Below are 12,590 nucleotides of genomic sequence, written 5' to 3'. Positions count from 1 at the left end.
CTCGCGTCAGCGGGGCATGCCGAGCGCGCGCTCGGCAACGACGTTCTTGAGCACTTCGTTGGCCCCACCGGCGATCGTGTAGGCGCGCGCGTAGAGGAACGCGTCCTGCCACCAGCCGTCCTGTGCAACGTCTGCATCACCTTCTGCCGCGATGCCGCCTGCGCCTTGGAGCTCGATCCCGAGCTCGGTCATGGCGAGGTTGGTCTCGCTGAAGAAGATCTTGACCAGCGGTGCATCAGAGGCGTCATCGGTGCCGGCGAGCATGTGAGACTGGACCGCCTTGCTCATCGCGTCGGTGACGTGCACGTGGACCGCGAGGCGACCCAGGCGATCCCGAGCTGCTTCTCCGGCGTCGCCGCTGGCCAGCTCAACGAGGTTCTGCAGCTGGGCCACGAGCTCTACCGATCCGGAGGCGACGCCACTGCGTTCGTGAGCGAGGGAGGAGTTGGCGATCCGCCAGCCGTTGTTGACCTCGCCGATCACCCTGTCCACCGGGATCCGGACGGAGTCGAGGAAGACCTCGTTGAAGTCCGACGAGCCGGTTATCTCCCGCAGTGGCCGCACGTCGACACCGGGAGTGCGCATGTCGAGCGCGAAGGCGGTGATGCCCTTGTGCTTCGGCGCGTCCGGGTCGGTGCGTGCCAGCAGGTAGCCGACATCTGCGAGCTGGCCGTTGGTGGTCCACACCTTCTGCCCGTCGATGACCCAATGGTCGCCGGCGAGGCGTGCTCTGGTCTTCAGCGAGGCCAGGTCGCTGCCGGCACCGGGTTCACTGAAGAGCTGGCACCAGATGTCCTCCGCGTTCCGGATGCGGGGCAGGAAGTGAGCCCTCTGCTCATCGGTCCCGAAGTCGATCAAGGCCGGCGCGGCGAGCTGGAAGGCACCGATCGGGGCCCAGGTGCGGGCCAGGGCGATCTCCTCGGCGACGACGAAGGCCTCTCGGGAGTCGTACGCTGCACCGCGGCCGCCGTGTTCCTCGGGCCAGTCGGCACCGAGGTAGCCCGCATCGAAAAGCGCGGCGGTGAAGCTCCGAATGGCCGGGACCAGATCGTCGGCCGGGGCGCGGACACCGGTGTGATGCTTGGTCCCGGGGCTGTGCTGCGCGATGAACGCGCGCAGCTCGGTCCGGAATGCCTCGAGGTGCTCGGCGGTCTCGATCCGCATCCTGGTCTCTCCTTGGTCACGCATGCCGCATCGGCGACGAAGTAGTTAGATCATTTGGCTAGTTCATTGATACCATACCCGAAGACGCGCCACCCCGGCCGGACGAAAGGCGATCCCTCGTGGACTTCGAGCTCACCGAGGAGCAGACCATGCTCCGCGACGTCACCCGCAGCATGCTGGCGGCAAACTGCCCCGCTGAGCTGGTGCGCACCCTTGCGGATGCCGGCCAGGACGTGGCCGACAAGCTCTGGCACCGGGGTGTGGAGCTCGGCTGGATGGGCCTCGCTGTCCCGGAGGACCAGGATGGCGCCGGCCAGGGCGTCGTCGAGCTGGCACTGGTGGCAGAGGAGCTCGGTGCCACGGTCGCACCCGGCCCCTTCATGGAGACCGCCGTGGTCGCGGCCGCCGTGGCCGCAGCCGACTTCGATGCCCGCGACGCGGTCGTAGCGTCTCTCCAGGAGGGCACCGCCCGTGCCGCCGTCGCCACCGGCGCCTTCACTGCCACCACCGAGGGCGATGAACTCGTCGTGGACGGTCGCGCCACCACCGTGCACTCCGCGGGTTCGGTCGACTGGCTGCTCGTAACCGCAGACCTAGACGGTTCGCCGGTCGCCGTACTCGTCGAGTCGGCGGCGGCCACCACGACTCGTCGTACGACTCTGGACCAGTCGCGCGGCTGGTACGACGTGCACTGCGACTCGGTCCGCATCCCCGCCTCACAGGTCGTGCTGCGGGGCGAGTCCGCTGTGCAGCACCTCCTCGACCAGATGTCCGTGCTGGTCGCGGCAGACGCCCTGGGTGTCGGCGAGCGGTTGCTCCGGATGACCATCGACTACACCGCCGCCCGCGAACAGTTCGGCGTCGCAATCGGCTCCTTCCAGGCCGTCAAGCACACGGTGGCCGATATGGCCAAGCTGCTCAAGGGCGTCCACGCTGCCACATATCTCGCCGCCATGGCGCTCGATGCCGACATCCCGCAGGCCTCACTCCACGCGTCCGTTGCCAAGGCGTTCGCCTCCGAGCAGGTCAGTGCGGTGGCCGGCGAAGCCCTGCAGCTGCACGGGGGCATCGGCTTCACCTGGGAGCACGACCTGCACCTCTACCTGCGCCGCGCCAAGGTCGACGAGGCGATCTTCGGCAACGCCGCCGCACACCACGAACGGGTGCTCGCGCTTTCCTGACTGTCTGTCCCGCAGCGACGCGTCGCTGGAACCTTCAAGCCAGACAAGGGCGTGGTGTCCGCGGCCCGTCACTTTGAATTCTTCACCTACCCACCTGGAGATCCGATGTCAGCGTCCGCAGCCAAACCAACGCAGGCCCCTCAGTTCGATGTCAGCGGCCGCGTAGCCATCGTCACCGGCGCCTCCAGTGGCCTCGGTCGCCAGTTCGCGCGGGTCCTGCACGCTGCCGGTGCTCGGGTCATAGCAGTGGCCCGCCGCGAGGATCGCCTCGCCGAGCTGGCCGCGGAGTGCCCCGGCGTGGTCCCGCACGTCCTCGATGTCACCGACGAGGACGGATGCAAGTCGCTGACCGACCGGGTCGTGGCCGACCACGGTAGCATCGACGTGCTGGTCAACAACGCTGGACTCGGCAGCAACGACACGGCCCTGGACGAGGATCTGGACAACTTCCGGTATGTGCTGGAGGTCAATTTGGTCTCCGTCTACAACCTGGCCCGCTTAGCCGCCCGGCCGATGGTCGAGGCAGGCCGGGGGTCGATCATCAACACCGCATCGATCTTCGGACTCCGCTCGTCCTACCCGCTGCCGAATGCGAACTACGCCGCATCCAAGGCCGGTGTCGTCAACCTGACCCGCGACCTTGCCGGGCAGTGGGGCCGCCACGGGGTGCGGGTCAACGCGATCGCACCGGGCTACTTCTCCTCGGAGATGGCCGATCCGCTCTTCGCCGACGAGCGGGGCCTGCAGCGCGTACTGCGCGGCACCCCCATGCGTCGCATCGGCGAGGAGCACGAGCTCGATGGGGCGCTGGTCTTCCTGGCCAGTGACGCCTCATCCTTCGTCACTGGCCACACCTTGGTCGTCGACGGCGGATGGTCGACGCACTGACGGCGCCCAGGGAGCTGCGCACTCCCTGCGTCGCCGTTGCCCCGATCAGCGGCGGCGCAGGGCGAGATGGCGCAGGGCCTGCGGCTCGAAGGCGTAGTCCGCCCCGTCGACGGTCGTCCCCGGCGCTACGGCTGTGTCGATCCGTTCGAGGACATCAGCCGACAGGCGGAGTGGATCAGACCTCGAATCGTGTGATGAGCTCCCGACGCAGGATCTTGCCGCTCGGAAGACGCGGGACGGCGCCGAACGTGAACGACCGCGGGACCTTGTAGCCGGCAATTCGCTCACGCAGGTATGCCTTGAGCAACTGCTCGAGCTCTGGCCCAGCCTGGACGCCGCCGGCGGGATCGACGACCGCGTGTACGGATTGGCCGAACTCTGCGTCCGGGATGCCCAGGACCGCGATATCGGCCACAGCTGGGTGCAGGGCAAGAACGTCCTCGATCTCCCGGGGATAGATGTTCACACCACCGGAGAGGATCAGGTCGGTGCGGCGGTCCGAGAGATAGAGGTAGCCCTCATCGTCGAGTCGACCCAGGTCGCCGAGGGTGTTCCAACCACGGTCGTTGAACGCAGAGGCGGTCTTGTCCTCGTCGTGGTGGTATGCGAACGGCCTGATGTCCGCGAACCAGACCGTGCCGATCTCCCCCGCGGGGAGCTCGTTTCCATCATCGTCGAGGACGTGTGGGGTCCCGAGCACCGCCTTGCCGACCGAACCCTTGTGGTCGAGCCAGTCGGACGAGCCGATCATGAAGAACCCGGTGCCCTCGCTCCCGGCATAGAACTCGACGAGCTTGGGCCCGAGCCATTCGATCATCTGTTCTTTGACGTCGACGGGGCAGGGCGCCGCTGCGTGGATCACCAGCCGCAGGGAGGAGACGTCGTACGCCGTCCGCACGGCCCCGGGCAGCTTCAGCATGCGCACGAACATGGTCGGGACGAACTGCCCGTGGGTTACTCCGTGTCGCGCGATCAGCTGCAGACAGAGCTCGGCGTCGAACTTGCCCATCATCACCACGGTTCCGCCGTTGCGGGTGGTGCCGAGGCTCCAGCCCAGCGGGGCGGCGTGGTAGAGCGGTCCGGGGCTCAGGTAGACCGTGCTGTCGTCGAACCCGAAGTTGTCGGCCATCATGTGGTCGATCTGGATCCCCGTCCCGAACGGCTCGTCGGGGAGGGACGGGAGGATGCCCTTGGGCCGGCCGGTCGTCCCGGATGAATACAGCATGTAGTAGCCCTCGGACTCGTTCTCCCTGGGCTCGGTGGACAACCCGTCGGTCAGGTCCAGCAGAGACTCGCCGCCCGCAGCCCGGCCGTCGATCGTGATCCGGTGCTCCAACGACACGGCCGCGGCGATGACACCGGCCAGCTCGGCCAAGTGCTCGGTGTGCAGCAGGACCCGGGCCCCACAGTTCTCGACGATGTACGCCGCCTCGTCCGCGGCGAGGTGCCAGTTGACCGGTGTGTAGAGCAGGCCGCTGCGCTGGGCCGCCCAGACCACGGGGAACAGGTCGAGCGTGTTCTCGGCGAGGATGGCCACATGATCGCCATGCCGCAGGCCGAGGCCTTCGAAGGCCCGGGCAATCCGGTTCGACGCCGCCTCCAGCTCCGTGAAGCTGAGCGTCTCGCCGGTGGAGCCGTCGATCACGGCCGGCTTGGCGCCATGGGTCCCGGCCAGGTCCGACAGGTGCATCAGGTCAGTCCTTCTCACGCTGGAAGCGGGCTGCGGCGTCGCTGAACGGTCGCAGGACCAGGCCGGTCAGAGCCGGCGCCCGGTCGGCGAGAGCCAGGGCTTCCGCACGGGAGCGCCCGTCTTGGAGGGCGAGGTACTCCATCGTGGTGCGGACGCCCCGCCGCGGCAGCGCGGCGATCCTCACGGCCCACTCCAGGCCGGCGGAGTCGAGCTCGCCGGTCGGGACGACCCGATTGACCAGGCCGATCCTCTCGGCCCGCTCGCCGTCCAGCTCGGTGCCGAGCAGGATCAGTTCGCGGGCACGGTCGGTGCCGACCAGTCGGGCGAGGCGGGCGGCCATCCCCCACTGCCCGATGCCGAGCCCGGTACGCAGCAGGTGCCAGTCGGAGAGTCGCGCGGTGTCGGCGGCGATTCGGAGGTGGCAGGCGAGGGCCAGTTCCAGACCACCCGTCGTGCAGACGCCGTCTATGAGGGCGATCGACGGCTTCGGCAGGTCCTCGATCGCGGTGACCAGCGCCGCAGCTCGGGCGTAGGGACCTGCCTTCGGATCGAGCGCCTCCTTGAGGTCCGCCCCGGCGCTGAAGCAGGGGCGGCCGTCCTGGCGGGGCGCACCGGTGAGCAGCCACACGTGCACCTCATCGTCATCTGCGATCCGCGCCACGGCGTCGTCGAGCTCCGCGAGCAGGGCCGCGCTGAGCGCATTGGCAGCTGTCGGCCGGTTCAGTCGGACGCGCACGACGTGCGCCGCGACGTCGTCGTACTCGAGGTGGCGGTACATCCCGGTCCGTCAGTGGGCGGGCTGCGCGGTATGGGTCTGGAACTGCCGCACGACGTTCCGGCGGACGAGCTTGCCCGTCTCGGTGCGGGGCAGCTCGGGCCAGAAGACGAACTCGTCGGGAGTCTTGCTGCTGCGCAGCGCGCTGCGCACGAACTCCCTGAGCTCATCTGATGTGGCGTTCATCCCGTCACGGAGCACGGCAGCCGCGACGATGCGCTGGCCCCACTCCTCATCAGGGACGCCGACCACGGCCACGTCCACGATCGCGGGGTGCCGCTGCAGGACCGACTCGATCTCAGCAGGTGCGATGTTCTCGGCGCCACGGATGATGGTGTCGTCGCTGCGCCCCCCGATGAAGAGGTAACCCTCATCATCGAGAAAGCCCTCGTCACGGGTGTCGAAGAAGCCGCGCTCGTCCAGCTGCTTCCCGATGCCGGCGTACTCTGCCGAGACCTGGTCCCCACGGAGGAAGATCCGACCCTTGTGGCCGGCCTGCTGGACGTCGCCCAGAGGGCCCCGGATCTCCAGTTCGATCCCAGGCAGTGCCCTGCCGACCGAACCGAGGCGAGCGCGCTCGAACGGATCCTGGCTGCGGTACGCCGCGCGATGGTCATCCGGACCGAGGACTGCGACGGTGGAACTAGTCTCGGTGAGACCGTAGGCGTTGACGAAGTCGAGCGTGGGCCACGTGTCCATGGCCCGCTCGATGACGGCGCCCGGCATGGGCGCGCCCCCGTAGGCGAGGCTCTGCAGCGAGGGGACCGACTTCTCCGCCTCGCTCTCCAGGATCCGCAGGAGCATCGTGGGCACGACGAGCGCGTTGGTGATCGCCTGGTCACGGACCAGCTCGAGCCACTCCACGGGGGTGAACTGCTCGAGGACGATGAACCGTCTGCCGGCGTAGAGGTTGGTGATCACGTTGGCGACGGCCGCGATGTGGTAGGGCGGGACGCTCATCAGGGCAGCGGAGGTCGCCTCGGCCGATGCGAACTCGACGCTGCCGAAGACGTACGAGACGAGGTTCTCGTGGCGGAGCAGGACGCCCTTGGGAGCAGAAGTCGTGCCACTGGTGTAGATGACCACGGCGGCGTCATCGCTGATGATGGGCTCGGACCCTGCGGCCGTAGGAGCGTCTGTGTCCGCGAGCCACGACTCCGGAGTCGTGACCGTGCGGCCCGCCGGGATGATCGAGTGGGCTCCCTCATGGGCGATCACGAACGCCTTGGGGTGGTTGGCGAGCAACTGGTCGAGCTGCTCCACCCCGAGGCGATAGTTGAGCGGGACGAGGGGGATCCCGGCGTAGGCCGCGGCGAACATGGCGACGGGGAAGGCCGGGCCGTTCACGGCCAGGTAGATGATCGAGTCGGCTTCGGCCTCCTGCGCCAGCTCAGCACCCCGAGCAGCTCGGTTCCGCAGCTGTGCTGCGGTGAGACCACTCTCGCGCCGGCCGACGACGACCCGGTCACCAAAGCCGTCGCAGGCCATGTCGAGCAGCATCGTCAGGTTCATCGGTTCCTCCTCGGGTGGCCACGTCTTCATGTGGCCGCTGTCACAAGGTTATCCCCAGTGGTTCGAATAGTACAATGATTGAACTCAAACGGTAGGCTGGCTCGAAACCCGCCGGGTCAGCCTCGGACGTCGATGACGGTCTTGCCGAGCGCCTTGCGCCTAGCGACGTCGGCGAGCGCCTTTGCTGTCTCCGTGAGGGGGCGGGTCCGCGAGACCTCCGGACGCATGCCCTCAGCAACCAGCCGCGCCAACTCCGCGTCGGCCGCTGCGAACGCCTCGGGCATCTGCTGGGACCAGGACCGCAGCTCCATGCCTCGCACCGTGACGTTCTTCAGCAGCACGAGGTTCAGTGGGATGCGCGGTACGTCCCCCGCGGCGAAACCGACGCTCACGAACCGGCCTCCCCATCGGATGGCCCGCAGCGCCTGCTCCGCGTACGCGCCCCCGACCGGGTCGACCACCAGGTCGGAGCCGCCGTCGGTGATCTCCTTGATGCGTCCCTTGAGGTCCTCGGTGGCGTAGTCGATGGACGCATCCGCCCCCAGGCGGACAGCGAGTTCAAGACGACGTGGGTCTGAGGCAGCTGCGAGCACCCGTGCCCCGAGTCGGTGCGCGATGTCGACCGTTGCCGATCCAACCCCTCCCGAGGCACCGAGCACGACGACCCACTCACCGACCCGCAGCCCTCCGGCAGTGACGAGGGAGTGGTACGCCGTGGAGTACGTCACCTGAAACACTGCTGCGTGCACGAGGTCCAGACCTTCCGGCACCACTCTCAGATCCGCGGGGGCCGCGGCGATCTGCTCGGCGAAGGCGCCGACCGCGCGGGTGCCCATGACCCGGTCGCCGGGCGACCAGTCGGTGACGCCGTCACCGACCTCGCGGACCACTCCGGCGAACTCGCTACCTGGGGTGAAGGGCACTGGCGTCGAGACCTGGTAGCGGTCGGCCACGGTCAGGACGTCAGGGAAGTTGAGCGCAGCGGCGTGAATGTCGACGACGACCTGGCCCGGCCGTGCCGTCAGGTCCGGCAGATCACGGAGCACGAGCGTCTCGGGCGCGCCGTGAGCCTCGCATCGGACGGCCCTCACAGAGCGGCCTGCCCGTCGGCCGTGAGGACGAACTCAGCATCCCCGTCGACCACGACATCTCCGTGTGCGTTGGTGAGCGCGAGGGTGAGCTCGGCGCGTGCCTCGCCCTCCTCCTCGAAGAGACGGGTGACCACCGCAGTCCCGGTCAGGACCTCACCGCGCTGAACAACCTTTCGAAACCTTGTCCGGAAGCGGCGGACCGACTCTTCACCCAGGTGCTCGCTGCAGAGTGCAGCGAGATAGCCCGCACCCAGCATCCCGACACTGAACGCAGCGGGATAGCCGGCCGATCGGGCGAGATCGTCATCGTAGTGCATCGGATTGAGGTCGCCGCTGGCGCCCTGGTAGGCCACGATGTCGGTCATCGTGATCGGGCCGAAGATACGGGCCGGCAGCTCAGTGCCCGGGGCCAGGCTCATGTCATGCCTCCGTGCCGATCGATGTCGGGTGCGTGGACGTGGTGACGCCGGCGAAGACACCCGACGTGTAGCGGCACTCTGCGCGGAGGATGCCGTCCGGGTCCCTGAACTCGACCGCGAAGCAGACTCGAGCCATCCGTCCGCGCCGGGTGGGCGTCTGCGTCACCTCTCGAAGGACCAAGCAGGTGTGCAGCTCGTCGCCGGCGCGCGGCAGCGGACCGTGGAAGATGTATTCCTGCTCCAGCGAGAGGAGGCTCTGCACATCGAAGACGATCCCGAGCCGGGACAGCTCCTCGGCGAGACGGGGATCCGCGAAGACACTGGCCAGGTCCTCCCAGAAGACCACGGTCGCCAGGAACGTGGGCGGCACCGGGGGGGCGCAGTGCGTCGACGTACGCCGGCCGATCAGCTGCGGTCGCCCGGGCATACTCCCGGATCTTGCCGCGCTCGATCGGCATCACGGCCATTGTCGGCCGGGCCGTCAGTCGGAGGAGGGCAGGGCCTTGGCCCCGGCCTGCTCGAGGAGTACGCCGTCGAGGGCTAGCGACGCGTCGCCGCCCTTGGTGACGAGGACTTCGATGACCTCGTCGGGGTCGACGTAGCGCTTGCCGAGCAGGCTCCCCTTCATATGCTCCGGGTCGGCCTCGACCGCCGGCGCGGTGCTGCCCTTGGCAATCAATGGGACGCCACCACAGGTCAGTGCGATGTCACCCGCGGGTGCCTTGGTGACGATGACGTTCGTGCTGTCCACCGCGCTGGCCAGGGCCAGTCCGACTCGCAGTTCCATGGTCAGGTCTCCTCTGTTCTCGTGCTGGTGTGGGTCGATCATGCGGTGAGCTCGCTGCGGAGCGCGAACTTCTGCACCTTGCCCGACGCTGTCCGTGGCAGGTCGGTGACAACCTTGACCACCTCGGGCGTCTTGTGCCGGGCGACGCCGGCCTCCCTGAAGTGTGCGTCTATCTCGTCAAGGTCGAGGGTCGTTCCCTCGCGCAGAACCACGAAGACGGCCACTCGCTCGCCGAAGCGATCGTCCGGGCTGCCGACCGCGGCGACTTCGCCGACCCTCGGATGCCGGGCCAGGGTGTCCTCGACCTCCTTCGACGAGATGTTCTCGCCGCCTCGGAGGATGATGTCCTTGAGCCGGTCCGTGACCGTCAGGTAGCCGTCGGCGTCGAGCCGGCCGATGTCACCCGTCCTGTACCAGCCGTCGGCAGTGAACGCCGCTGCGTCCAGCGTCGAGTCACGGTAGCCCCGGAAAACCTCCGCGCCACGGGTGACGATCTCGCCGTCGACTCCGGGGGGCACGTCGAGGCCGTCCCCGTCCAGGATGCGCACCTCGTTGCCCTCCACGACAAGCCCGTCGGTGAAGGCCCGCTTCTGCAGCGGCGTTCCGACGCCGCCGCTCGAGATCGTCGGGTGCTCGGTGGAGCCGTAGGCCCGGTAGGCCACCACACCGGCAGCATCGGCCCGCTCAACCAGGGAGGCCGGCACGCTCGCGCCACCGACGAGAAACTCGGTCAGGTGGGACAGGTCGGCGTCGCCGCGATCGCGAGCGTCGAGGAACGCGGCAAGGTGCACTGGCGCGCCGGAGGTGGCGGTGACGGCGTACTGGTCAGCGAGCTCGATCGCCCGCTCACCGTTCCAGACGTCCATGGTGACCGTTGGCGTGCCGTGCAGGAGCGCGCGCAGCAGTCCGATCAGGCCAGCAACGTGGCCCGACGGGAAGACCGCCAGGTGCGAGGTGCCGGGTCCGGCCCCCGCCAGCACGTTGGGGGCGTGGAGCTCGACCATGATCGACCGGTGCGTGTGCTGTACGCCCTTCGGATCTGCGGTGGTGCCGGAGGTGTAGACCATGGTGGCGAGCTGGTCGGGGTCGACGTCGGGACTGCGGTAGTCGACCGGGTCGCCGAGTACCTCGGCCCACGTGCTCGCTCCTCGGGGAGCCCGGTCCCCCACCACCACGACATTCTCGAGCGCCGGGGTGGCCCCGAGCGCAGGGTCACCGAGGAGGTCGTCGGCCGAGCGGGCGCGCCAGCTCTCGGGCAGGGCGAGCACCTTGGCGCCGGAGTCGCGAAGGATGAACCCGACCTCGCGGGCGCCGTACGTCGAGACGATCGGCAGCGAAGCGGCGCCGACCAGGGCTGCTGCTGCCTGCAGCACCGCGCCCTCGCGCCAGTTGGGCAGCTGGAGAGCTATGACATCGCCGGGCCCGACCCCACGTGCGTGCAGGCCGACGGCCAGTGCCTGCGCCTCGGCCAGGAGCTCGCCGAGTGTGCCCTCCCACGGACGGACGTCACTGATCACGGTGAACCGACAGTCGGCGAACGTCTTCGCCGAGGCGCGAAGCGCCTCGCCGAGGGTTGCCGGAACGGCGTTCACACCGCCGCACCCTTTCGCTGTGCCTCGATCAGCGCCAGCGTCTCGACCCGGCTCACCTTGGACGACGGCGTGCGGGGCAGGGCGTCCAGCACGGCGACGTAGACCGGGATCTCGTAGGGGGTGAGGATCGTGCGACAGTGGTTCCGCAGATCCTCGGAGCCGACTGGACCCGACGAGGCCTCGAGCTCGACAGCTGCCACGGGGACTGCGCCGAGGCGATCGTCGGGGAGCGGGGCCACCGTGGCCTCGCGGACGGATGGGTGCTGCTCGAGCGCGGCCTTGACCTGTTCGGGGTGAACCTTGAATCCGCCCCGGATGATGGCGTCATCAGCTCGGCCGTGGATCCACAGGAAGCCCTCGGAGTCGACCGACGCCAGGTCGGAGGTCCGCTGCCAGGCGTTGGGCCCGACAGGGGACTGGGCCGTTCTGATCTGCAGCAGGCCGGGCTCTCCGGAGGCTGCCTCGTTGCCGTCGTCGTCAGTCACCTTGAGCTCGACCCCGGGCATGGCCCTACCGGCGCTCCCGGCCTTGCGCGACCACCATTTCATATGGAGGTCACGGGACCACGTCGCGACTGCGCCAGCGAACTCTGTTGCGCCGTACGTCGGCAGCACACGCACCTGGTAGCGATCGATGAACGCGTCGATCAGCTCGGGCGGGCAGTAGGTCGTCCCGCTGGTGACCACCTCGAGACTGTCGAGACGCTCGGGGGGTACGCCTGCGTCAAGGATTGCCCGAAGGGAGGCAGGGACCAGGCCGGCCGCGCGCGGCCGGTGCTTCTCGATCGCGCGCACCCAAGTCTCAAGATCGAACTTCGGCATGATGACGATCCGGCGTCCGGCATAGAGAGGTGCCAACGCGCCCCAGAATCCGCCGATGTGCACCAATGGGGTGCAGACCACCGTGACACCACTGCGAAAGAGCCGCTCCTGTGAGGGAGATGGGACGCTCGTGCCCAGCGCAGTGTCGAACTGGCTCTCGCGGAGCTGCACCCGCTTGGGCGGACCTGTCGTACCGGACGTGAGCATCTCGATGACCACGCCGTGATTGCGGTCCTCCTCCCGCGTCGCGACGCGCCCACCCCCGTGGACCACGGTGACACCCGACGAGGAGAGTGCGAGCACCAGTGCGTCACCGGCGGCGGCGAGCACGCCTTCGCGGGCAAGCGCCTCCGGAGAGCCGACAAGGACCGGCACCCGGCTCGCGGCGAGGTCCGCCGACAGTCGCTGGGGTGGCTGGAGTCCACTCAGGGTGACGATGCAGTGGTCCCTGGCGATCAGGCCTATGAGAGACGCCACGTGCTCGGGGCGGTTCTCAAGAATCACGCCGACCCGGAGGGCGTCTCCGCCGAGGCGTTCGAGTAAGGCCTGAAGACTGTCGGCGACGTCGCGGAGCTGGCTCCAGGTGAACCACTGGAGGTCGTGCTCGATGGCCTGCGTCGCTGCCGGAGCCTCGGTGAGGAGCTGACGGAATCGTTCTCGACTGCCCATA

At 68.5% G+C, this 12,590-nt stretch carries 12 protein-coding genes; 2 read left to right on the top strand and 10 right to left on the bottom strand.

The features are described from left to right. Positions 1-6: 6 nt before the first annotated feature. The gene (locus BJ988_RS01020; RefSeq protein ID WP_179656271.1) at positions 7-1,164 is read right to left on the bottom strand and encodes an acyl-CoA dehydrogenase family protein; all 1,158 of its coding nucleotides are present in this window, start codon (positions 1,162-1,164) and stop codon (positions 7-9) included. Positions 1,165-1,283: 119 nt separating this feature from the next. Here BJ988_RS01020 and BJ988_RS01015 point away from each other — a divergent pair, with 119 nt between their 5' ends. Beyond that, a complete protein-coding gene (locus BJ988_RS01015) occupies positions 1,284-2,345 on the top strand; it encodes an acyl-CoA dehydrogenase family protein (protein WP_179656270.1) in 1,062 nt (353 codons plus the stop codon). Between the two features lie 105 nt (positions 2,346-2,450). Then, complete coding sequence (locus BJ988_RS01010) at positions 2,451-3,233, top strand: SDR family NAD(P)-dependent oxidoreductase (RefSeq protein WP_179656269.1); 783 nt, start codon at positions 2,451-2,453, stop codon at positions 3,231-3,233. 175 nt (positions 3,234-3,408) lie between these two features. On the opposite strand, the gene BJ988_RS01005 is transcribed toward BJ988_RS01010, so the two are convergent. The 9 genes from BJ988_RS01005 to BJ988_RS00965 form a co-directional block, all read right to left on the bottom strand. After that, the gene (locus BJ988_RS01005) at positions 3,409-4,923 is read right to left on the bottom strand and encodes an AMP-binding protein (RefSeq protein ID WP_179656268.1); all 1,515 of its coding nucleotides are present in this window, start codon (positions 4,921-4,923) and stop codon (positions 3,409-3,411) included. Between the two features lie 4 nt (positions 4,924-4,927). Next, positions 4,928-5,701 (bottom strand): enoyl-CoA hydratase/isomerase family protein, encoded by a 774-nt coding sequence (locus BJ988_RS01000; protein WP_179656267.1) that lies wholly within the window; start codon positions 5,699-5,701, stop codon positions 4,928-4,930. Between the two features lie 9 nt (positions 5,702-5,710). Next, positions 5,711-7,210, bottom strand: a complete 1,500-nt coding sequence (locus BJ988_RS00995) for a class I adenylate-forming enzyme family protein (RefSeq protein WP_179656266.1) — start codon at positions 7,208-7,210, stop codon at positions 5,711-5,713. A 116-nt stretch (positions 7,211-7,326) separates the two neighbouring features. After that, on the bottom strand, positions 7,327-8,301 hold the full coding sequence (locus BJ988_RS00990; RefSeq protein WP_179656265.1) for a zinc-binding dehydrogenase: 975 nt from the start codon (positions 8,299-8,301) through the stop codon (positions 7,327-7,329). Further along, the gene (locus tag BJ988_RS00985; RefSeq protein ID WP_179656264.1) at positions 8,298-8,720 is read right to left on the bottom strand and encodes a MaoC/PaaZ C-terminal domain-containing protein; all 423 of its coding nucleotides are present in this window, start codon (positions 8,718-8,720) and stop codon (positions 8,298-8,300) included. The genes BJ988_RS00990 and BJ988_RS00985 overlap by 4 nt, the downstream gene beginning before the upstream one ends. A gap of 1 nt (position 8,721) precedes the next feature. Continuing rightward, positions 8,722-9,147 carry a hotdog family protein gene (locus BJ988_RS00980; protein ID WP_179656263.1) on the bottom strand — a complete coding sequence of 142 codons (426 nt, stop codon included), beginning with the start codon at positions 9,145-9,147 and terminating at the stop codon, positions 8,722-8,724. A gap of 54 nt (positions 9,148-9,201) precedes the next feature. After that, positions 9,202-9,507, bottom strand: coding sequence for a hypothetical protein (locus tag BJ988_RS00975; protein WP_179656262.1), 306 nt, complete (start codon positions 9,505-9,507; stop codon positions 9,202-9,204). A 38-nt stretch (positions 9,508-9,545) separates the two neighbouring features. After that, entirely contained in the window at positions 9,546-11,099 is a 1,554-nt protein-coding gene (locus BJ988_RS00970; RefSeq protein ID WP_218860492.1) for an AMP-binding protein, read from the bottom strand. Next, positions 11,096-12,589, bottom strand: coding sequence for a class I adenylate-forming enzyme family protein (locus BJ988_RS00965; RefSeq protein ID WP_179656261.1), 1,494 nt, complete (start codon positions 12,587-12,589; stop codon positions 11,096-11,098). Before BJ988_RS00965 ends, BJ988_RS00970 begins: the two co-directional genes overlap by 4 nt. Between the last annotated feature and the right edge of the window lies 1 nt (position 12,590).

It is taken from the genome of Nocardioides panzhihuensis, assembly GCF_013408335.1.
Taxonomy (GTDB): domain Bacteria; phylum Actinomycetota; class Actinomycetes; order Propionibacteriales; family Nocardioidaceae; genus Nocardioides; species Nocardioides panzhihuensis.
The sequence above is the reverse complement of the archived record's forward strand: the minus strand, read 5'-3'. Positions and strand labels throughout refer to the sequence as shown.